18 protein-coding genes are annotated in these 17,831 nt (G+C 69.6%); 9 read left to right on the top strand and 9 right to left on the bottom strand.

Translation table 11 applies throughout. The annotated features are described in order from the left end of the window. The first annotated feature begins 264 nt into the window (after nucleotides 1–264). The 4 genes from nhaA to OG430_RS23055 all read left to right on the top strand — a co-directional run bounded on the left by nhaA (nucleotide 265) and on the right by OG430_RS23055 (nucleotide 3,580). Nucleotides 265–1,716 (top strand): Na+/H+ antiporter NhaA, encoded by a 1,452-nt coding sequence (nhaA, locus tag OG430_RS23040; RefSeq protein ID WP_327354465.1) that lies wholly within the window; start codon nucleotides 265–267, stop codon nucleotides 1,714–1,716. 54 nt (nucleotides 1,717–1,770) lie between these two features. Then, nucleotides 1,771–2,265 (top strand): phage holin family protein, encoded by a 495-nt coding sequence (locus OG430_RS23045; RefSeq protein ID WP_327354466.1) that lies wholly within the window; start codon nucleotides 1,771–1,773, stop codon nucleotides 2,263–2,265. After that, nucleotides 2,262–3,212, top strand: a complete 951-nt coding sequence (locus OG430_RS23050; RefSeq protein WP_327354467.1) for an alpha/beta fold hydrolase — start codon at nucleotides 2,262–2,264, stop codon at nucleotides 3,210–3,212. Before OG430_RS23045 ends, OG430_RS23050 begins: the two co-directional genes overlap by 4 nt. Nucleotides 3,213–3,397: 185 nt before the next feature. Beyond that, nucleotides 3,398–3,580, top strand: a complete 183-nt coding sequence (locus OG430_RS23055) for a hypothetical protein (protein WP_327354468.1) — start codon at nucleotides 3,398–3,400, stop codon at nucleotides 3,578–3,580. A gap of 288 nt (nucleotides 3,581–3,868) precedes the next feature. Here OG430_RS23055 and OG430_RS23060 read toward each other — a convergent pair whose 3' ends face one another. The 3 genes from OG430_RS23060 to nth all read right to left on the bottom strand — a co-directional run bounded on the left by OG430_RS23060 (nucleotide 3,869) and on the right by nth (nucleotide 7,124). Next, entirely contained in the window at nucleotides 3,869–5,071 is a 1,203-nt protein-coding gene (locus tag OG430_RS23060) for a MarP family serine protease (protein ID WP_327354469.1), read from the bottom strand. A 105-nt stretch (nucleotides 5,072–5,176) separates the two neighbouring features. After that, nucleotides 5,177–5,881, bottom strand: a complete 705-nt coding sequence (locus OG430_RS23065; RefSeq protein WP_327354470.1) for an NUDIX hydrolase — start codon at nucleotides 5,879–5,881, stop codon at nucleotides 5,177–5,179. Between the two features lie 148 nt (nucleotides 5,882–6,029). Beyond that, the gene (nth, locus tag OG430_RS23070) at nucleotides 6,030–7,124 is read right to left on the bottom strand and encodes an endonuclease III (protein WP_442816730.1); all 1,095 of its coding nucleotides are present in this window, start codon (nucleotides 7,122–7,124) and stop codon (nucleotides 6,030–6,032) included. A 224-nt stretch (nucleotides 7,125–7,348) separates the two neighbouring features. Here nth and OG430_RS23075 point away from each other — a divergent pair, with 224 nt between their 5' ends. Next, entirely contained in the window at nucleotides 7,349–8,023 is a 675-nt protein-coding gene (locus tag OG430_RS23075) for a Crp/Fnr family transcriptional regulator (protein WP_327354472.1), read from the top strand. A 218-nt stretch (nucleotides 8,024–8,241) separates the two neighbouring features. Here the strand turns inward: OG430_RS23075 and OG430_RS23080 are convergent, their stop codons facing one another. The 4 genes from OG430_RS23080 to OG430_RS23095 form a co-directional block, all read right to left on the bottom strand. After that, nucleotides 8,242–9,078, bottom strand: coding sequence for an MBL fold metallo-hydrolase (locus tag OG430_RS23080; RefSeq protein WP_327354473.1), 837 nt, complete (start codon nucleotides 9,076–9,078; stop codon nucleotides 8,242–8,244). Continuing rightward, on the bottom strand, nucleotides 9,075–9,956 hold the full coding sequence (locus OG430_RS23085; protein WP_327354474.1) for an NUDIX hydrolase: 882 nt from the start codon (nucleotides 9,954–9,956) through the stop codon (nucleotides 9,075–9,077). Before OG430_RS23085 ends, OG430_RS23080 begins: the two co-directional genes overlap by 4 nt. Before the next feature lie 169 nt (nucleotides 9,957–10,125). After that, nucleotides 10,126–10,596: a RidA family protein gene (locus tag OG430_RS23090; protein ID WP_327354475.1), complete on the bottom strand. Its 471-nt coding sequence runs from the start codon at nucleotides 10,594–10,596 to the stop codon at nucleotides 10,126–10,128. Next, nucleotides 10,593–10,754, bottom strand: a complete 162-nt coding sequence (locus tag OG430_RS23095) for a DUF4177 domain-containing protein (RefSeq protein WP_019355547.1) — start codon at nucleotides 10,752–10,754, stop codon at nucleotides 10,593–10,595. Before OG430_RS23095 ends, OG430_RS23090 begins: the two co-directional genes overlap by 4 nt. A 147-nt stretch (nucleotides 10,755–10,901) precedes the next feature. Between OG430_RS23095 and OG430_RS23100 the strand changes: the two genes are divergently transcribed. Together OG430_RS23100 and OG430_RS23105 are read left to right on the top strand one after the other, a co-directional pair. Continuing rightward, nucleotides 10,902–11,870: an ArsA family ATPase gene (locus OG430_RS23100; protein ID WP_327354476.1), complete on the top strand. Its 969-nt coding sequence runs from the start codon at nucleotides 10,902–10,904 to the stop codon at nucleotides 11,868–11,870. A gap of 16 nt (nucleotides 11,871–11,886) precedes the next feature. Next, nucleotides 11,887–13,134, top strand: coding sequence for an ArsA family ATPase (locus tag OG430_RS23105; protein ID WP_327354477.1), 1,248 nt, complete (start codon nucleotides 11,887–11,889; stop codon nucleotides 13,132–13,134). Nucleotides 13,135–13,203: 69 nt separating this feature from the next. Here OG430_RS23105 and OG430_RS23110 read toward each other — a convergent pair whose 3' ends face one another. Then, the gene (locus tag OG430_RS23110) at nucleotides 13,204–13,557 is read right to left on the bottom strand and encodes a WhiB family transcriptional regulator (RefSeq protein WP_327354478.1); all 354 of its coding nucleotides are present in this window, start codon (nucleotides 13,555–13,557) and stop codon (nucleotides 13,204–13,206) included. Between the two features lie 394 nt (nucleotides 13,558–13,951). On the opposite strand from OG430_RS23110, the gene OG430_RS23115 reads away from it, so the two are divergent. Next, nucleotides 13,952–16,216, top strand: a complete 2,265-nt coding sequence (locus OG430_RS23115) for a transglycosylase domain-containing protein (protein WP_327354479.1) — start codon at nucleotides 13,952–13,954, stop codon at nucleotides 16,214–16,216. 119 nt (nucleotides 16,217–16,335) lie between these two features. Here OG430_RS23115 and OG430_RS23120 read toward each other — a convergent pair whose 3' ends face one another. After that, nucleotides 16,336–16,797, bottom strand: a complete 462-nt coding sequence (locus OG430_RS23120; RefSeq protein WP_327354480.1) for a GatB/YqeY domain-containing protein — start codon at nucleotides 16,795–16,797, stop codon at nucleotides 16,336–16,338. Nucleotides 16,798–16,886: 89 nt separating this feature from the next. Between OG430_RS23120 and OG430_RS23125 the strand changes: the two genes are divergently transcribed. Further along, complete coding sequence (locus tag OG430_RS23125; RefSeq protein ID WP_327354481.1) at nucleotides 16,887–17,816, top strand: metallophosphoesterase; 930 nt, start codon at nucleotides 16,887–16,889, stop codon at nucleotides 17,814–17,816. Nucleotides 17,817–17,831 lie beyond the last annotated feature (15 nt).

Below are 17,831 nucleotides of genomic sequence, written 5' to 3' on the forward strand. Positions count from 1 at the left end.
TCGCGGACCGGCCTCGCGGACTGATCGCGCACTGATCACCGCGTACGCAGGTCACGTACGCCTCAAAGGGCACCCGGCAGCGCGCCGGGTGCCCTTTTTGCACTTAAGGTGAAGATCGCCGGATACACCCTTGTGCACCACAGGTAAGGTTGGTTGCCGCGTCAACATCGCGACAACAAAGGCTCCAACTGAAGCCCTCATGGTGCGCCGGGAAGTCTGGTCGGCAGTCGCTCTGTCCTGCCCACCGACCGGAGGTCCTTCACCGTGGCCGCGCCCACTCCCAGCAACAACGGAAGCAGCAACAGCGGAGCCAGCAACCGCAAACTCCTCGGACGGCTCTCGCTCCCCGAGCGGACCTTCGTGGCCAATGCGCTGCGTGCCGAGACCGTCGGTGGCGTCCTGCTGCTCATCGCCGCCGTTGCCGCGCTGATCTGGGCGAACACCCCGCTGAGCGACAGCTACTCCACGGTCCAGAAGTTCTACGTCGGCCCCGAGTCGCTCGGCCTGAAGCTCAACCTCCAGCACTGGGCGGCCGACGGGCTGCTCGCGATCTTCTTCTTCGTCGCCGGCATCGAGCTCAAGCGCGAACTGGTCGCGGGCGATCTGCGCGACGCCAAGGCCGCGATCCTGCCGGTCGTCGCCGCGATCTGCGGCATGGTCGTGCCGGCCCTCGTGTACGTCGTGGTCAACGTGACCGGCAACGGCGCGCTGGACGGCTGGGCGGTCCCGACCGCCACCGACATCGCCTTCGCGCTCGCCGTCCTCGCGGTGCTCGGCACCTCGCTGCCGTCCGCGCTGCGGGCCTTCCTGCTCACGCTCGCCGTCGTCGACGACCTCTTCGCGATCATGATCATCGCGGTCTTCTTCACCGAGAAGCTCAACTTCGCCGCCCTCGGCGGCGCCGTCGTCGGCCTCGTCGTCTTCTGGCTGCTCCTGCGCAAGGGCGTACGCGGCTGGTACATCTACATCCCGCTCGCCCTGGTGATCTGGGGCCTGATGTACAACAGCGGCGTGCACGCCACCATCGCCGGTGTCGCGATGGGCCTGATGCTCCGCTGCCACAAGAAGGACGGCGAGGAGCACTCCCCCGGCGAGCACATCGAGCACCTCGTGCGGCCGATCTCGGCGGGCCTGGCCGTGCCCCTGTTCGCCCTCATGTCGGCGGGCGTGGCGGTCAGCGGGAACGTACTCGGTGATGTCTTCACCAAGCCGGAGACCCTCGGCGTCGTCCTCGGCCTGGTCGTCGGCAAGACCATCGGCATCTTCGGCGGCACCTGGCTCGCGGCCCGCTTCACCAAGGCGGAGCTGAGCGACGACCTCGCCTGGCCCGATGTCTTCGCGGTCGCCTCACTGGCCGGAATCGGCTTCACGGTGTCGCTGCTCATCGGCGAGCTCGCTTTCAAGGGCAATGCGCACCTCACCGACGAGATCAAGGCCGCCGTGCTCGTGGGCTCGTTGATCGCGGCCGTACTCGCGGGTGTGCTCCTGAAGCTGCGCAACGCCAAGTACCGCAAGCTCGTCGAGGACGAGGAGCGCGACGACGACCTCGACGGCATCCCCGACATCTACGAGCAGGACAACCCGGCCTACCACCAGCGGATGGCCGAGATCTACGAGAAGAAGGCCGCGGAACACCGCCGGAAGGCCCAGACCGGTGCCGGCGGCAGCGGCGAAGTGCCCACCGGGGGCAGCGGCAAGGACGACAGTCCGGCATGATCTGACCCACCAGACCTACGAAAGACCTACGAAGAAGAGAAAAGGGAGATCGCGATGAGCGCAGCCGACGGCTCCGACCGCAGCCTCGGCCAGCTGTTCGCCTCGGCCACCACCGAGATGTCCGCGCTGGTGCACGACGAGATCGCGCTGGCCAAGGCGCAGTTGCGACAGGACGTCAAGCGGGTCGGGATCGGCAGCGGGGCGTTCATCGCGGCCGTCGCCGTGCTGATCTTCTCGCTGCCGATGCTGAGCTTCGCCCTCGCCTACGGCATCCACACCTGGAGTGGTGGCTGGAACCTGGCGTGGTGCTTCCTGCTCTCCTTCGCGGCCAATGTGCTGCTCGCCGGACTGCTCGCGCTGCTCGGCGTCATCTCCTACAAGAAGGCCGGCAAGGAGAAGGGCCCGCAGAAGGTCGCCGCCTCGGCCAAGGAGTCGGCTGCCGTACTGGGGAACGTCAAGCCGCATCCGCGTGCGGTCACCCCCGCCGCCAGTAAGGAACTGCCCGCCGCGGCCGACGTGGCGGACGCTGTGGCACGCTCGTCTTCATGACGGACCCCGCCACATCTTCGGCCACGAGCACGCCCGCGTCGCCCTCCGCCGTACGCATCGAAGGTCCCTGGACGCACCGGGACGTCGCGGCCAACGGTGCGCGCTTCCACATCGCCGAGATGGGCGACGGGCCCCTCGTCCTGCTGCTGCACGGCTTCCCGCAGTTCTGGTGGACCTGGCGGCACCAGCTGACCGCGCTCGCCGACGCCGGCTTCCGCGCGGTGGCGATGGACCTGCGGGGCGTGGGCGGCAGCGATCGCACTCCCCGTGGTTACGATCCGGCCAATCTGGCGCTGGACATCACCGGAGTCGTACGTTCCCTCGGCGAGCCCGACGCCGCGCTCGTGGGGCACGACCTGGGCGGGTACCTGGCCTGGACGGCGGCCGTGATGCGGCCCAAGCTGGTGCGCCGCCTCGCGGTCTCCTCGATGCCGCATCCGCGGCGCTGGCGCTCGGCGATGCTGGCCGACTTCAAGCAGACCGCGGCGGCCTCGTACATCTGGGGCTTCCAGCGTCCCTGGGTGCCGGAGCGGCAACTGGTCGCGGACGACGGGGCGTTGGTGGGCGAGCTGATCCGCGACTGGTCGGGGCCGCGCCTGCCGGACGACGAGGCGGTGGCGACGTACCAGCGGGCGATGTGCATTCCGTCGACGGCGCACTGTTCGATCGAGCCGTACCGGTGGATGGTGCGCTCGATGGCCCGCCCTGACGGCATCCAGTTCAACCGGCGCATGAAGCGTCCTGTCCGGGTGCCGACCCTCCACCTGCACGGCTCGCTCGATCCGGTCCTGCGGACGCGGAGTGCGGCGGGTTCGGGCGAATACGTCGAAGCGCCTTACCGGTGGCGGCTGTTCGACGGGCTCGGCCACTTTCCGCACGAGGAGGACCCGACGGCCTTCTCGACCGAGCTGGTCAACTGGCTGAAGGATCCCGAGCCGGATCGGTAGCCCTTTCGACCGGTCGGGCAGGCTTCTGGAAGGCGTGGTCGGGCAGGCTTCCGGAAGGCGTACGGGAACGGCCGACGGCACGTACGGGAACGCCTGTGCCTCGAACGGCCACTTGCCCGCCGCATAGGCCAATTGGGAGCCGTGGGGGCGATTACCGACCATGAGGCACGGGCACACGTCGGGGTATGGGCTGGACGCACGACTACAGTGACGCAGCACGCAACCGCCGCTCGGCCTTCGCGCTGAACCCGCACCAGAGGGGTGGCCCGCCGCAGCATTCGGGCCACGATCCCCGTCTGGGCATTCCCCGCATTCTCCGCCGCAGGGCCCGCTGGGTCTCGGCCCGGCTGCGGCATACGCGGGACTGAGGGCTCGCGGGGTCGGGCCTTCGCCGGGTCGGGCGGCCGGAGCGGCCGGGCCGGGAGCGGACGCGGAGCGGGGCCGGAGCGGACGCGGGGCCGGAGCGGACGCGGGGCCGGAGCGGACGCGGGGCCGGAGCGGACGCGGGCGCGGAGCCGGAGCGGACGCGGGGCGGCGGGAGCTGCCGGGCCGGAGGCGGACGCGGGGAGTGTGGCCCGTGCCAAGTGGGGGAAAACGGGCAGATTTGCGTCCGGAATGCGGCTTTTCAGAGCCCCATTTCCCCCACCTAGCCACCGCTAGAGCGCGCAGCCCTCGCTGTCCACCTGCTGGTTGGCCGTGCGGCCTCGGCGGACGTCCTCGCGGACCTCGTCCGCCGTCAGGGCGTAGCCCGTATCGGGGTCGTCCAGGGACTTCGCGAAGACCACGCCGTAGACCTTGCCGTCCGGGGTCAGCAGCGGGCCGCCCGAGTTGCCCTGGCGGACCGTCGTGAAGAGAGAGTAGACGTCTCGGCGGACCGTGCCCCGGTGGTAGATGTCGGGGCCGTTCGCGTTGATCCGGCCGCGGACGCGCGCCGAGCGGACGTCGTAGCCGCCGTCCTCGGGGAAGCCCGCGACGATCGCGCTGTCGCCGCTCGTGGCGTCCCGGTCGGTGAACTGCAGCGGCTTCGCCTTCAGATTCGGTACGTCGAGTACGGCGATGTCGCGCTCCCAGTCGTAGAGGACGACCTTCGCGTCGTACGGCCTGCCCTCGCCGCCGATCTGGACGGTGGGCTCGGAAACGCCGCCCACGACATGCGCGTTGGTCATCACGCGGCGCTCGGCGAAGACGAAGCCGGTGCCCTCGAGCACCTTGTTGCAGCTCGTGGCCGTGCCCCGGACCTTCACGATCGAGCCCTTGGCCTGCGCCGGCACCGGGCTGTTCACCAGCTTCGGGTCGGGCGGCTTGACCTCGGTGATCGGCTCGTTGGCGAACGGGCTGAAGACCTGCGGGAAGCCGTTCTGCGCGAGGACCGAGGAGAAGTCCTTGAACCAGGTGTCGGCCTGCCCCGGCAGCACCCGGTCGACTCCGAGCAGCACCTTGGACTGGCGCACTTCCCTGCTGAGCGTGGGCAGCGTGGCGCCCGCGAGGAGGGAGCCGATCATCCAGGCCACCAGGAGCATCGCCAGTACGTTGACCAGCGCGCCGCCCGTCGCGTCCAGGGCGCGGGCCGGTGACCAAGTGATGTAGCGGCGCAGCTTGTTGCCCAGGTGGGTGGTGAAGGCCTGGCCCACGGAGGCGCAGACGATGACCACGACGACGGCGATGACGGCGGCGGTGGTGCTCAGTTGGTTGTCGTCGTCGGTGACGGCGTTCCAGATGACGGGCAGGGCGTAGACCGCGATGAGGCCGCCGCCCAGGAAGCCGATCACCGAGAGGATGCCGACGACGAAGCCCTGGCGGTAGCCCACGATCGCAAACCACACGGCGGCGACGAGCAACAGGATGTCCAGCACGTTCACCGAATCACGCCTCGAATCACGCCTCGTCTCGCCTCACTGGTCGCCCGTCCTGTCGCAGCACCCCGGGGCGGGGGCCCCGGATTGCACCGTACGAGTGCAAGCCTGTCATGCGTGCCAGTCGAGGGGGACCTCCTTCGAGCGGTCCCACGGCCGCTCCCAGCCCGCGAAGTGCAGGATCCGGTCGATGACGCCGGCCGTGAAACCCCAGACCAGCGCGGATCCCACGAGGAACGCGGGACCTTTGTGACCCCTTGGATGGACGGAAGTCACCCGGTACTCGGGATCCGTGAGATGTGCCACGGGAACCGTGAACACCCGGGCCGTCTCGGCGGGATCGACCGCGCCGACCGCGCTGGGCTCGCGCCACCAGCCGAGGACGGGCGTGACGACGAAGCCGCTCACCGGGATGTACAGCTTGGGCAGCACGCCGAAGATCTGGACCCCGGCCGGGTCGAGGCCCGTCTCCTCCTCGGCCTCGCGCAGCGCGGCGTGCAGCGGGCCCGTGGTGTGCGGGTCGCCGTCCTCGGGGTCGAGGGCGCCGCCCGGGAAGGAGGGCTGGCCCGCGTGGCTTCTGAGGGAGCTGGCGCGCTCCATCAGGAGCAGCTCCGGGCCCTCGGCGCCCTCGCCGAAGAGGACGAGTACGGCGGACTGGCGGCCGGCGCCGCTTTCGGGGGGCAGGAAGCGGCTGAGCTGGCTCGGCTCGACGGTTTCCGCTGCGCGGGCCACCGGGGTCAGCCAGGCGGGCAGGCCCTCGGTGGTTACGGCCACCGGCCCGTGGTGTGTTTCTGTCTCGCTGCTCGGTCTCGTCATAGGCACCCCGTTTATTCGTCTCGGCTTTAACGCCCTGGGGCGCTCAGATCGTTCCGGTCCCTGGTTTCGCGGCGTGCGGCACCGGGGTTGTGCCCACCCGTTCCGCCCTGCGGAGCGAGTGCCCACACGGTGGAGGCGGGTGGGCGGCTCAGCCCGCCAGTGGTGGTGCCGGGGTGCCCGGGTACCCCGGTGGTGGCTTCAGGCGTTGGCCCGGGAGGCCGCCCTTCTCGTACTTCAGGAGCTTCTGCGCCTTCTCGGGGTCGGTCTCGCCCTCGCCGTACGACGGGCAGAGGGCGGCGATCGGGCAGGCGCCGCAGGCGGGCTTGCGGGCGTGGCAGATGCGGCGGCCGTGGAAGATGATCCGGTGCGACAGCATCGTCCAGTCGCTCTTCGGGAAGATGTCGCAGATCAGCGCCTCGACCTTTTCCGGGTCCTCCTCCTCGGTCCACTTCCAGCGGCGGACCAGGCGGCCGAAGTGGGTGTCCACCGTGATGCCGGGGACGCCGAAGGCGTTGCCCAGGACGACGTTCGCCGTCTTGCGGCCCACGCCGGGGAGCTTCACCAGGTCGGCCAGGCGGCCCGGCACCTCGCCGCCGTGCTCGTCCCGCAGGGCCTTGGCCAGGCCCATGATCGACTTGGTCTTGGCCCGGAAGAAGCCGGTCGGGCGGATCAGCTCCTCGACCTCCTCCGGGTTGGCCGCGGCCAGGTCCTCGGGGGTCGGGTACGCGGCGAAGAGGCGCGGCGTCGTCTGGTTGACCCGCAGGTCGGTGGTCTGGGCGGAGAGGACCGTGGCGACCAGGAGCTGGAAGGGGTTCTCGAAGTCCAGCTCGGGGTGGGCGTACGGATATACGTCGGCAAGCTCGCGGTTGATCCGGCGCGCGCGACGGACCAGGGCGGTCCGGGATTCGGGCTGAGCGATCTTCACGGGCTTCAGGGCGGGCTTGGCTGCCGTCTTGGCTGCGGGCTTGGCGGTTCTGGCTGCGGGCTTGGCGGGCTCGGCAGCGGTTTTGGCGGTTCTGGCTGTGGCCTTGGCGGTTTTGGCAGCCGGTGTCGCCTTCTTGTTCTTGGCCGTCTTCGGCGCTGCCGCCTTCTTCGTCGCCTTCTTGGCCGTCTTCCCGCTTGTCGCGGACGCTTGTGCCGATGCAGTCACAGGCTTTCCCTTTGCCCCTTTTGCGGCTTTTTTCGAACCGTTGGCCGCATGTTCGCCCACGGCGGAATTCCGGTGCTCAGACACCCTCGCCAGCCCCCTTGGCCTGTGCTCTCACCGGCGTATTGGACACTCGGCCAGCCTAAAGCCCGACACTGACATCCGCCCCGGAACCCACTTACCGGCCCCCGATCGGACCCCCTGAGGCGAAGCACGCGTCAACAGTCCGGCACACTTGCTGTGACTGATCACACTGTTTGACGCGTCCGGCAAAATGGGGATCGACGGTCCCCTGAGCAGGTCGACATAGGAGAGAACTCGTGGACGACGTTCTGCGGCGCGCCCCGCTCTTCGCGGCGCTCGATGACGAGCAGGCGGCGGAGCTGCGCGCCTCCATGAGTGAGGTGACCCTCGCACGCGGCGAAGCCCTGTTCCACGAGGGCGACCCCGGAGACCGCCTGTACGTGGTCACCGAGGGCAAGGTGAAGCTGCACCGCACCTCGCCGGACGGCCGCGAGAACATGCTCGCCGTCCTCGGCCCCGGAGAGCTGATCGGCGAGCTGTCGCTGTTCGACCCGGGCCCGCGCACCGCCACCGCTTCGGCGCTGACCGAGGTCAAGCTGCTCGGCCTCGGCCACGGCGACCTGCAGCCCTGGCTGAACGCCCGCCCGGAGGTTGCCGCGGCCCTGCTGCGCGCCGTCGCGCGGCGGCTGCGCAAGACCAACGACCAGATGTCCGACCTGGTCTTCTCGGACGTTCCGGGCCGTGTCGCCCGTGCGCTCCTCGATCTGTCGCGCCGCTTCGGTGTGCAGTCGGAGGAGGGCATTCACGTGGTGCACGACCTGACGCAGGAAGAGCTTGCGCAGCTCGTGGGTGCGTCCCGCGAGACCGTGAACAAGGCTCTTGCCGACTTTGCCGGGCGTGGGTGGCTTCGGCTCGAGGCCCGTGCGGTGATCCTGCTCGATGTGGAGCGGTTGGCGAAGCGCTCGCGCTAGGCGCTTCTGGCTGTACGTGGACGGGGTCCGCCTGGTGTTCAGGTGGGCCCCGTTCTCGTTTTTCTCCCCGCCCCGCCCCTTCCCGAAAGCCTGACGGCAACTCGGGGGCTGCCGCCCCCGGACCCCCGCCCCGATATCGGCCTTCGGCCTCGTCCTCAAACGCCGGACGGGCTGAAGAGATGCGGACGGGCTGATTCAGCGCGGCCGAACTTGATTGATCAGCCCTCGATCAAGCCGTGCTCCCGCAGGTACTCCAGCTGCGCCAGCACCGACAGCTCGGCCGCCGGCCACAGGGTGCGGTCGACGTCCGCGTACACATGGGCCACGACCTGCGACGCCGTCACGTAGCCGTTCTCGACTGCCGTCTCCACCTGGGCGAGGCGGTGGGCCCGGTGGGCCAGGTAGAACTCGACCGCGCCCTGGGCGTCGTCGAGGACCGGGCCGTGGCCGGGCAGGACCGTGTGGACGCCGTCGTCCACCGTGAGGGAACGCAGGCGGCGGAGCGTATCGAGATAGTCGCCGAGGCGGCCGTCGGGGTGGGCCACCACCGTCGTGCCACGGCCCAGGATCGTGTCGCCCGTCAACACCGCCTGGTCCGCGGGGAGATGGAAGCAGAGCGAGTCGGCCGTGTGACCGGGGGTCGGTACGACGCGGAGTTCGAGGCCGCCGACCTCGATCGCCTCGCCCGCGGTCAGGCCCTCGTCGCCGAGGCGCAGTGCCGGGTCGAGGGCCCGGACCTTGGTCTTCGTGAGCTCGGCGAAGCGGCCCGCGCCCTCCGCATGGTCCGGGTGGCCATGGGTGAGGAGGGTCAGGGCGATGCGCTTGCCGGCCTTCTCGGCGGTGGTGATGACCTGGTGGAGGTGGCCCTCGTCCAGCGGGCCGGGGTCGATGACGACCGCCAGGTCCGAGTCGGGCTCGGCGACGATCCAGGTGTTGGTGCCGTCCAGGGTCATGAAGTTGGCGTTGGGCGCGAGGACGTTGACCGCGCGGGCGGTGGCGGGGCCGGAGAGGACCCCGCCCCTGGGCTGGCCAGGCAGGGCTGCGGCGTCGGTCATGCGGAGGTGCCCCCAGCCGCGGGCGCGGTCGGGATGTGCTTGGTGAACTCCTCGTGGCCCGGCCAGGACAGCACCAACTCACCCTCTTCCAGGCGCGCTTGAGCCAGGACCGCGGGCAGTTCGCCCTGGGCGGCAGCCGCAAGCGCGGCGTTCGCGGTGGGGTGCGGGATCAGCTGGCGCAGGGTCGCGACCGTCGGCGGCATCATCAGGAGCTCGCCCCGGCCGTACCCGGCAAGTGCCTCCTGCGGCCGGATCCACACGGTCTTGTCGGCCTCGGTCGAGACATCGCGGGTGCGCTGCCCGGCCGGGAGCGCGGCCACGAAGAACCAGGTGTCGTAGCGTCGCGGCTCGAACTCCGGCGTGATCCAGCGCGCCCAGGCGCCGAGCAGGTCGCTGCGCAGGACCAGGCCCCGCCGGTCGAGGAACTCGGCGAACGAGAGGTCACGGGCCAGGATGGCGGCGCGATCCGCCTCCCAGTCGTCGCCGGTGGTGTCGGAGACGACGGAGTCGGGGGTCGGGCCCGCGAGCAGCACGCCCGCTTCCTCGTACGTCTCGCGCACCGCGGCGCACACGATCGCCTGGGCCTCGGTCTCCGGCACGCCCAGGCGCTCGGCCCACACGCTCAGCTCGGGGCCCGCCCAGTCGACGTGCCGCTCGTCGTCGCGGGGGTCCACGCCGCCGCCCGGATATGCGTACGCGCCTCCGGCGAAGGCCATGGAGGCGCGTCTGCGCAGCATGTGGACCGCGGGGCCCTGCGAGTCGTCCCGCAGGAGCAGCACGGTTGCCGCCCGCTTCGGGGTTGCGGGGGTCAGTGTGCCGTCCGCGAGCGCGCGAATGCGGTCGGGCCACTCCGGGGGGTACCACTGCCCATTTGCCATGGGCGGAGGCTATCCGGTGCGGCTCTGATGTTCGAGAGGCAACTTGTCCGGCTCCGGTGGGGGTGTGGCGCCGGATTTCTCCCCGCCCCGCCCCTTCCCGAAAGGCTGCCGCCGGCTTCAAAAGACTGTCCTCAAACGCCGGACGGGCTGATACATCAGGCCTCGATGATCAGGCCTCGGTCAGTTCCACCTGGATCTCGACCTCGACCGGAGCGTCCAGCGGGAGTACGGACACGCCCACCGCGCTGCGGGCGTGGACGCCCTTGTCGCCGAGGACCTCGCCGAGGAGTTCGCTCGCGCCGTTCAGGACGCCGGGCTGGCCGGTGAAGTCCGGGGCCGAGGCGACGAAGCCGACGACCTTGACGACACGGGCGACCCGGTCCAGGTCACCGGCGACCGACTTGACCGCGGCCAGCGCGTTCAGGGCGCAGGTGCGGGCCAGGTCCTTGGCCTCCTCGGCGGTGACTTCGGCGCCGACCTTGCCGGTGACCGGAAGCTTGCCCTCCACCATCGGGAGCTGGCCCGCGGTGTAGACGTACACACCGGTCTGCACGGCCGGCTGGTACACGGCGAGCGGCGGCACGACCTCGGGCAGCTTGATGCCCAGCTCGGCGAGACGCGCCTCGACGGCCCCGCTCATGCCTGCTTCTCGCGCTTCAGGTAGGCCACGAGCTGCTCGGGGTTGTTGGGTCCGGGAACGACCTGGACGAGCTCCCAGCCGTCCTCGCCCCAGGTGTCCAGAATCTGCTTGGTCGCGTGCACGAGAAGGGGCACGGTCGAGTATTCCCACTTGGTCATACGGCGACTGTAGTGCCTGGTGCGCACCGCCCCGGTCTCCGGTACGTACCGCCTCGCACGGAGGCGTAACGCACCTCACGGCCCAAACCCCCCAGTGATCCCACCCACCACCCCCGGAGCCCGCACCGAGGAATTAGGCTCGAAGACGTGAGCAGGCTCCAGGTCGTCAGCGGCAAGGGCGGGACCGGAAAGACCACGGTCGCCGCGGCCCTCGCGCTCGCCCTCGCGACGGAGGGCAAGCGGACCCTCCTCGTCGAGGTCGAGGGCAGGCAGGGCATCGCGCAGCTCTTCGAGACGGAGGCGTTGCCGTACGAGGAGCGGAAGATCGCGGTCGCGCCGGGGGGCGGGGAGGTCTTCGCCCTCGCCATCGACGCGGAGCTGGCGCTGCTCGACTACCTCCAGATGTTCTACCGGCTCGGCAGCGCGGGCCGTGCACTGCGCAAGCTCGGCGCGATCGACTTCGCGACGACCATCGCGCCCGGCGTCAGGGACGTACTGCTGACCGGCAAGGCGTGCGAGGCCGTGCGGCGGAAGGACAAGAAGGGGCGGTACGCGTACGACTACGTCGTCATGGACGCCCCGCCCACGGGCCGGATCACCCGCTTCCTCAACGTGAACGACGAGGTCGCCGGGCTCGCGAAGATCGGCCCGATCCACAATCAGGCGCAGGCCGTGATGCGCGTCCTCAAGTCCCCCGAGACGGCGGTGCACTTGGTGACCCTGCTCGAGGAGATGCCGGTCCAGGAGACCCTCGACGGCATCGCGGAGCTGCGCGCGGCGGGGCTTCCGGTGGGGCGGATCCTGGTGAACATGGTGCGGCCGACGGTCCTTGACGGCGCCGCGCCCGGGGACGTACGGCGTACGGACATCGCCAAGGAGCTCTCCCGGGCCGGACTCGGCGGGGCGCGCAAGGGCGGGCTCGCCGAGCAGCTGGTGGATCCGCTGCTCGCGCAGGCCGAGGAGTACGCGGAGCGGGTCGCGCTGGAGCGCGGGCAACGGGCCGAGCTCGCGGAACTCGGGCTTCCGGTCCATGAGTTGGAGCTGTTGCCGGACGGGATCGATCTGTCCGGTCTCTACCGTCTGGCCGCAGAGCTACGGAAGCAGGCCGTCCGATGACGAAGCAGGGAGTCCGATGACGTTGGATGCGGCCCCCGTCCTGGACATCGACCCGCTGATCGACGACCCGAAGACCCGGATCATCGTGTGCTGCGGTTCCGGTGGCGTCGGCAAGACCACGACGGCCGCGGCGCTCGGCCTGCGGGCGGCGGAGCGCGGCCGCAAGGTCGTGGTCCTGACGATCGACCCCGCGCGCCGACTCGCCCAGTCCATGGGCATCGACTCCCTCGACAACACCCCGCGCCGGGTGAAGGAGGTCAGCGGCGACGGCGAACTGCACGCCATGATGCTCGACATGAAGCGCACCTTCGACGAGATCGTCGAGGCGCACGCGGATGCCGAGCGGGCCGCCGCGATCCTGTCGAACCCCTTCTACCAGTCGCTCTCGGCGGGCTTCGCGGGCACGCAGGAGTACATGGCGATGGAGAAGCTGGGCCAGCTGCGGGCCCGGGACGAGTGGGATCTGATCGTCGTCGATACGCCGCCGTCGCGGTCGGCGCTCGACTTCCTGGATGCCCCGAAGAATCTGGGGTCGTTCCTGGACGGCAAGTTCATCCGGGTCCTGATGGCGCCGGCGAAGGTCGGCGGGCGGGCCGGGATGAAGTTCCTGAACGTCGGCATGTCGATGATGACGGGGACGCTCGGGAAGCTGCTCGGGGGTCAATTCCTGCGCGACGTGCAGACGTTCGTGGCGGCGATGGACACGATGTTCGGCGGCTTCCGCACCCGTGCGGACGCGACGTACCGGCTGCTGCAGGCGCCCGGCACGGCCTTCTTGGTGGTGGCGGCCCCGGAGCGGGACGCGCTGCGGGAGGCGGCCTACTTCGTGGAGCGGCTCGCCGCCGAGCAGATGCCACTGGCGGGCCTGGTGCTCAACCGGGTGCACGGCAGCGGCGCCGCCCGGCTGTCGGCCGAGCGGGCGCTCGCCGCTGCGGAAAATCTTGACGAGCGCCGCATTGTGGATCAGGAGACCGGGAAGGTAGGAGTTCGTAACTCCCCCGAATCTTCTGAGACTTCAGGGCATGACGGTTCTGAGGCTTCAGGGCACGACTCTTCCGAACCCCGGCTCGCCACCGACGTGACCGCCGGTTTGCTGCGGCTGCACGCCGAGCGCATGCAGCTGCTTGCGCGCGAGCAGCGGACACGTGACCGCTTCACCGCGCTCCACCCGGAGGTGGCCGTGGCCGAGGTGGCCGCGTTGCCCGGTGATGTGCATGACCTCAAGGGCCTGCGGGACATCGGAGACCGGCTCGCGGCCGGTTGACCGTCCGGCCGGAGCTGCCTGAGCCTGAGGCCGGGCCCGTGCGGACCCGCTCTCGTGGCTGTCCCGTGGCTATCCCACTGCGGCGTAGCTCTCGTAGTTCTCCTGCTCGTCGAACTCGTCGACGTCCAGCGGCAGGATGCCCGCACCACGCTCGTACTCGGTGCGTGCGGTCTCCAGCAGTCGGCGCCAGGACGTGACCGTGGGACGCCGGCGCAGCAGTGCGCGCCGTTCCCGCTCGGTCATGCCGCCCCATACGCCGAATTCGACGCGATTGTCCAACGCATCGGCCAAGCACTCGGTACGCACCGGACATCCGGTGCACACCGCCTTCGCCCGGTTCTGCGCTGCTCCTTGAACGAACAGTTCATCCGGATCGGTAGTGCGGCAGGCCGCCTGCGCACTCCAGTCGGTTACCCAGCCCATACCGGCGCCGTCCTCTCCCGAATCGAGGCTCCCCCACGGCGGTAGCGGCATATTCACCGCTGCCAGTTGAGGACGTTACGGAAGGTGGGCACAGCGCAACACCCCCTTCGGGCCCAATCTTGAATGGCCCGAACGGACTATGCGTAAGCGGCAGATCACCCGACGGAGTGACCTGGCGACATGCGTGAGAAACCCGGCAAACCGGGACAGTTCAGTTGAGTCACAACGGGCGTCAGGTGACGCAAGAGGCGGATTCGGACACAGGTCCGCCGGATTCGGGAACGGCAGACTCTGACCGGGGTCTTGATGCGGAACCGCACTGCTGTGACAGTTGAGAGCAGCTTAGGCCAAGGCATATACGCCTGTCCGGCGAATCAGAACGTAGGCTGCGCGTATGGGTAACAAGCTCTCGGGCGGCGGTCTGTCTCCACTTCAGCAGGCAGCCAAGTTCCTCGGCGTCAGCGTGCTCTCCGGAGCCGTGCTGGCCGGTATCGCCCTGCCCGCGGCAGGTGCGCTCGGCCTCGCGGCGAAGGGATCGGTCGAGGGGTTCGACGAGATCCCGGACCAGCTGCAGCAGCCACCGCTGAGCCAGCGCTCCACCATCCTGGACGCCGACGGCGGCGAGATCGCCACCGTCTTCTCGCGCGACCGCACGCTGGTGGACCTCAAGGACATCTCGCCGTACATGCAGAAGGCGATCGTCGCGATCGAGGACTCGCGCTTCTACGAGCACGGCGCGGTCGACCTCAAGGGCATCCTGCGCGCGCTCAATCAGAACGCGCGGTCGGGCGGCGTCTCGCAGGGCGCGTCCACCCTGACGCAGCAGTACGTGAAGAACGTCTTCGTCGAAGAGGCGATGGACGACCGCGAGAAGGTCGCCGAGGCCACCCAGCAGACCCTCGGCCGGAAGATCCGCGAGCTGAAGTACGCGATCCAGCTCGAGGACAAGCTGGGCAAGAAGAAGATCCTCGAGAACTACCTGAACATCACGTTCTTCGGCCAGCAGGCCTACGGCGTCGAGTCCGCGTCCAAGCGTTACTTCTCCAAGCCCGCCAAGGACCTGAAGCTGGAGGAGGCCGCGCTCCTCGCCGGCATCGTGCAGTCACCGAGCCGGTACGACCCGGTCAATGACTCGCAGGAGGCCACCAAGCGGCGCAACACCGTGCTGCAGCGCATGGCCGACGTGCACGACGTCTCGCAGGAAGAGGCCGACAAGGCCAAGGCGAAGCCCATCGCCCTCAACGTCAGCAAGCCCCAGGAAGGCTGCATCACGGCGGTGAAGGGCGCCTCGTTCTTCTGCCAGTACGTCGAGAACGTCTTCCTCAACGATCCGGCGTTCGGCGACACCCGCGAGGAGCGGCGGAAGGTCTGGGACCGTGGCGGCCTGAAGATCCAGACGACGCTGGACCCGCAGGCCCAGGAGTCGGTGCAGGCCTCGCTCAAGAGGCACGTGTACAAGGACGACCTGGTGGCCGGCGCGGCCACGATCGTCGAGCCGGGCAGCGGCAAGATCCTGGCGATGGGCCAGTCGAAGCCGTACGGCTACAAGAAGAACGAGACGGAGATCAACTACTCCGTCGAGAAGCGCATGAGCGGCGGGCTCGGCTTCCCGACCGGTTCGACGTTCAAGCCGTTCGTGGCGGCCGCGGCCATAGAGGGTGGCACGCCGCCGACCCAGTCGTACCCGGCGCCGTACGAAATGCCGTATCCCAGCCCGATCCAGGGCTGCGACACCACGTACAAGAACCTGCGCAACGAGAAGCTGGAGAACGAGGACGAGAAGGAGGTCGGCCCGTATGCGCTGAAGGACGCGATGAACCAATCGGTCAACACGTACTTCGTGCAGATGATCGCCGACATCGGCATGTGCCCGGTCCTCGACATGACCCAGAAGCTCCATGTGAACCAGGGTGACGGCGAGAAGCTCCCCGAGTCGCCCTCGGCGCTCACCCTCGGCTCCAACGCCATCACCCCGCTGACCATGGCATCCGCGTACGCGACCTTCGCCAACCGGGGCACGTACTGCTCGCCCGTGGCCATCGCCGCGATCCGGGACCCGAAGGGCAACAGCCTCGAGGTGCCCAAGTCGACCTGCGCTCAGGCGATGTCGACGCAGACCGCGGACACCATCAACACGCTGCTGCGCGGCGTGGTCGACTCCGGTACCGGCAAGCAGGCCGGCCTCGGCGACGGCCGAGCGAACGCGGGCAAGACCGGTACCACCGACTCCCGCAAGAACGCCTGGTTCGTCGGCTACACGCCGAACATGGCGGGCGCCGTCTGGGTCGGCAGTGCCATGCAGAACGTCGAGATGGAGAACATCACCATCGGTGGCCGCTTCCACCCGAAGGTCTACGGCGGTGAGGTCCCGGGCCCGATCTGGCGGGACGCCATGACCGGCGCCCTGGCCGGCAAGCCCGCGCCCCCCTTCAACATCGTCCACATCCCGGATGCCAAGGACAAGGACAAGGACAAGCCCGACGACGACCGCGACGAGGACGGCAAGCCCGGCCGTCCCGGCGGCAACGACAACGGCGGCGGCGACGGCGGGACCGAGGAGCCGTGGCCCGGCATCTCACTGCCGCCCGGCACCATCGGCGGCAACGACGGCGGCAATGGCAACGGCGGAGGGAACGGCGGCTGGCCGCAGGGTCGTTAGCCGCCTGTCCGGTACGGCCGCTGGATTCCTGTCCGATACGTAGGTGAGGGCGCCCCCTGAATCAGGGGGCGCCCTCACCTACGTACGGCGTCGAATGTCTGCAGCTGTAGCTGTAGCTGTCAGCCTGCGAGCAACTGCTTGACCACGGCCGCGACCCGGCCGCCCTCAGCGAGGCCGGCGACCTTCGGGTTCACGATCTTCATGACCTGGCCCATGGCGCGGGGGCCCTCGGCGCCCGCGGCCTTCGCCTCCTCGACGGCCTGGGCGACGATCGCCTTCAGCTCGTCGTCGCCGAGCTGCTTCGGCAGGTACTCGGCGAGGATCTCGCCCTCCGCCTTCTCCCGCTCGGCCGACTCGGCGCGACCGCCCTTCTCGAAGGCCTCGGCCGCCTCGCGGCGCTTCTTCCCCTCGCGGGTGATCACCTTCTGGACCTCGTCGTCGGAGAGCTCGCGCTTCTCCTTGCCCGCGACCTCCTCCTTCTGGATCGCGGCCAGGGTCATGCGCAGCGTCGAGGAGCGGAGCTCGTCACGCGCCTTGATCGAGACGTTGAGGTCTTCCTGCAGCTTGGACTTGAGGCTCATGGGGTCCAGTGTCGCAGGTGGGCGGGGCTGTCCGCGTGGGAGTTTTCCCCGCGTTGGGGCGGGCGGCGGGGGTCTGCAACGATGGGGCCATGCGCGCGCGATACGGAGTTCCCCTGTCCATTGCCGCGGCGGGCGCCGCCGGTGTGGTGTACGCGGCCGGGTTCGAGGTCCGGTCCTTCCGGCTCCGGCGGATCACGGTTCCCGTGCTGCCGCCCGGAATGCGGCCCCTCCGTGTCCTCCAGGTCTCGGACATCCACATGGTGGGCGGGCAGCGCAAGAAGGCCCGCTGGCTGCAGTCCCTTGCCGGGCTGCGCCCCGACTTCGTGGTCAACACCGGGGACAACCTGTCCGACCCGGAGGCCGTGCCGGAGGTTCTGGACGCGCTCGGCCCGCTGATGGAGTTCCCGGGGACGTACGTCTTCGGCTCGAACGACTACTACGGGCCCACGCTCCGCAACCCCGCCCGCTATCTCTTCGAGAAGGCCCGCGGCAAGCACGGCCTCAACGGCAACCCGCCGGTCGTCGGCGCCGTCCACAACCCGTGGGAGGGGCTGCGCGACGGCTTCGACGCGGCGGGCTGGGTGGGGCTCAGCAACAGCCGCGGCTCGCTGAAGATCGACGGGATGGAGATCGGGCTGACCGGCCTGGACGACCCGCACATCAAGCGGGACCGGTACGCGCGCGTGGCGGGCGGTCCGGTGCCGGGAGCCGACTTCTCCCTCGGCATCGTGCACGCCCCGTACCTCCGCACCCTCGACGCCTTCACCTCGGACGGCTACGAGCTGGTCCTCGCCGGGCACACCCACGGCGGGCAGCTCTGCATCCCCTTCTACGGCGCCCTCGTCACCAACTGCGACCTGGACACGCAGCGGGTGAAGGGGCTCTCCACGCACTCGGCGGGCGAGCAGACGTCGTACCTGCACGTCTCGGCGGGCTGCGGGACGAGCCGCTATACGCCGGTACGTTTCGCGTGCCCGCCGGAGGCGACGCTGCTGACGCTGGTGGGGCGCCGGGACTGAGGCTGGGGTGTCGTC

This window comes from Streptomyces sp. NBC_01304, assembly GCF_035975855.1.
GTDB lineage: Bacteria > Actinomycetota > Actinomycetes > Streptomycetales > Streptomycetaceae > Streptomyces.

Excerpts from the sequence above, each read along its gene's own strand:
- OG430_RS23045 (WP_327354466.1), top strand. The coding sequence starts at position 1,771 with ATGAGCGCAGCCGACGGCTCCGACCGCAGCCTCGGCCAGCTGTTCGCC.
- OG430_RS23050 (WP_327354467.1), top strand. The coding sequence starts at position 2,262 with ATGACGGACCCCGCCACATCTTCGGCCACGAGCACGCCCGCGTCGCCC.
- OG430_RS23055 (WP_327354468.1), top strand. The coding sequence starts at position 3,398 with ATGGGCTGGACGCACGACTACAGTGACGCAGCACGCAACCGCCGCTCG.
- OG430_RS23065 (WP_327354470.1), bottom strand. The coding sequence starts at position 5,881 with ATGACGAGACCGAGCAGCGAGACAGAAACACACCACGGGCCGGTGGCC.
- OG430_RS23080 (WP_327354473.1), bottom strand. The coding sequence starts at position 9,078 with ATGACCGACGCCGCAGCCCTGCCTGGCCAGCCCAGGGGCGGGGTCCTC.
- OG430_RS23085 (WP_327354474.1), bottom strand. The coding sequence starts at position 9,956 with ATGGCAAATGGGCAGTGGTACCCCCCGGAGTGGCCCGACCGCATTCGC.
- OG430_RS23090 (WP_327354475.1), bottom strand. The coding sequence starts at position 10,596 with ATGAGCGGGGCCGTCGAGGCGCGTCTCGCCGAGCTGGGCATCAAGCTG.
- OG430_RS23095 (WP_019355547.1), bottom strand. The coding sequence starts at position 10,754 with ATGACCAAGTGGGAATACTCGACCGTGCCCCTTCTCGTGCACGCGACC.
- OG430_RS23105 (WP_327354477.1), top strand. The coding sequence starts at position 11,887 with ATGACGTTGGATGCGGCCCCCGTCCTGGACATCGACCCGCTGATCGAC.
- OG430_RS23110 (WP_327354478.1), bottom strand. The coding sequence starts at position 13,557 with ATGGGCTGGGTAACCGACTGGAGTGCGCAGGCGGCCTGCCGCACTACC.
- OG430_RS23115 (WP_327354479.1), top strand. The coding sequence starts at position 13,952 with ATGGGTAACAAGCTCTCGGGCGGCGGTCTGTCTCCACTTCAGCAGGCA.
- OG430_RS23120 (WP_327354480.1), bottom strand. The coding sequence starts at position 16,797 with ATGAGCCTCAAGTCCAAGCTGCAGGAAGACCTCAACGTCTCGATCAAG.
- OG430_RS23125 (WP_327354481.1), top strand. The coding sequence starts at position 16,887 with ATGCGCGCGCGATACGGAGTTCCCCTGTCCATTGCCGCGGCGGGCGCC.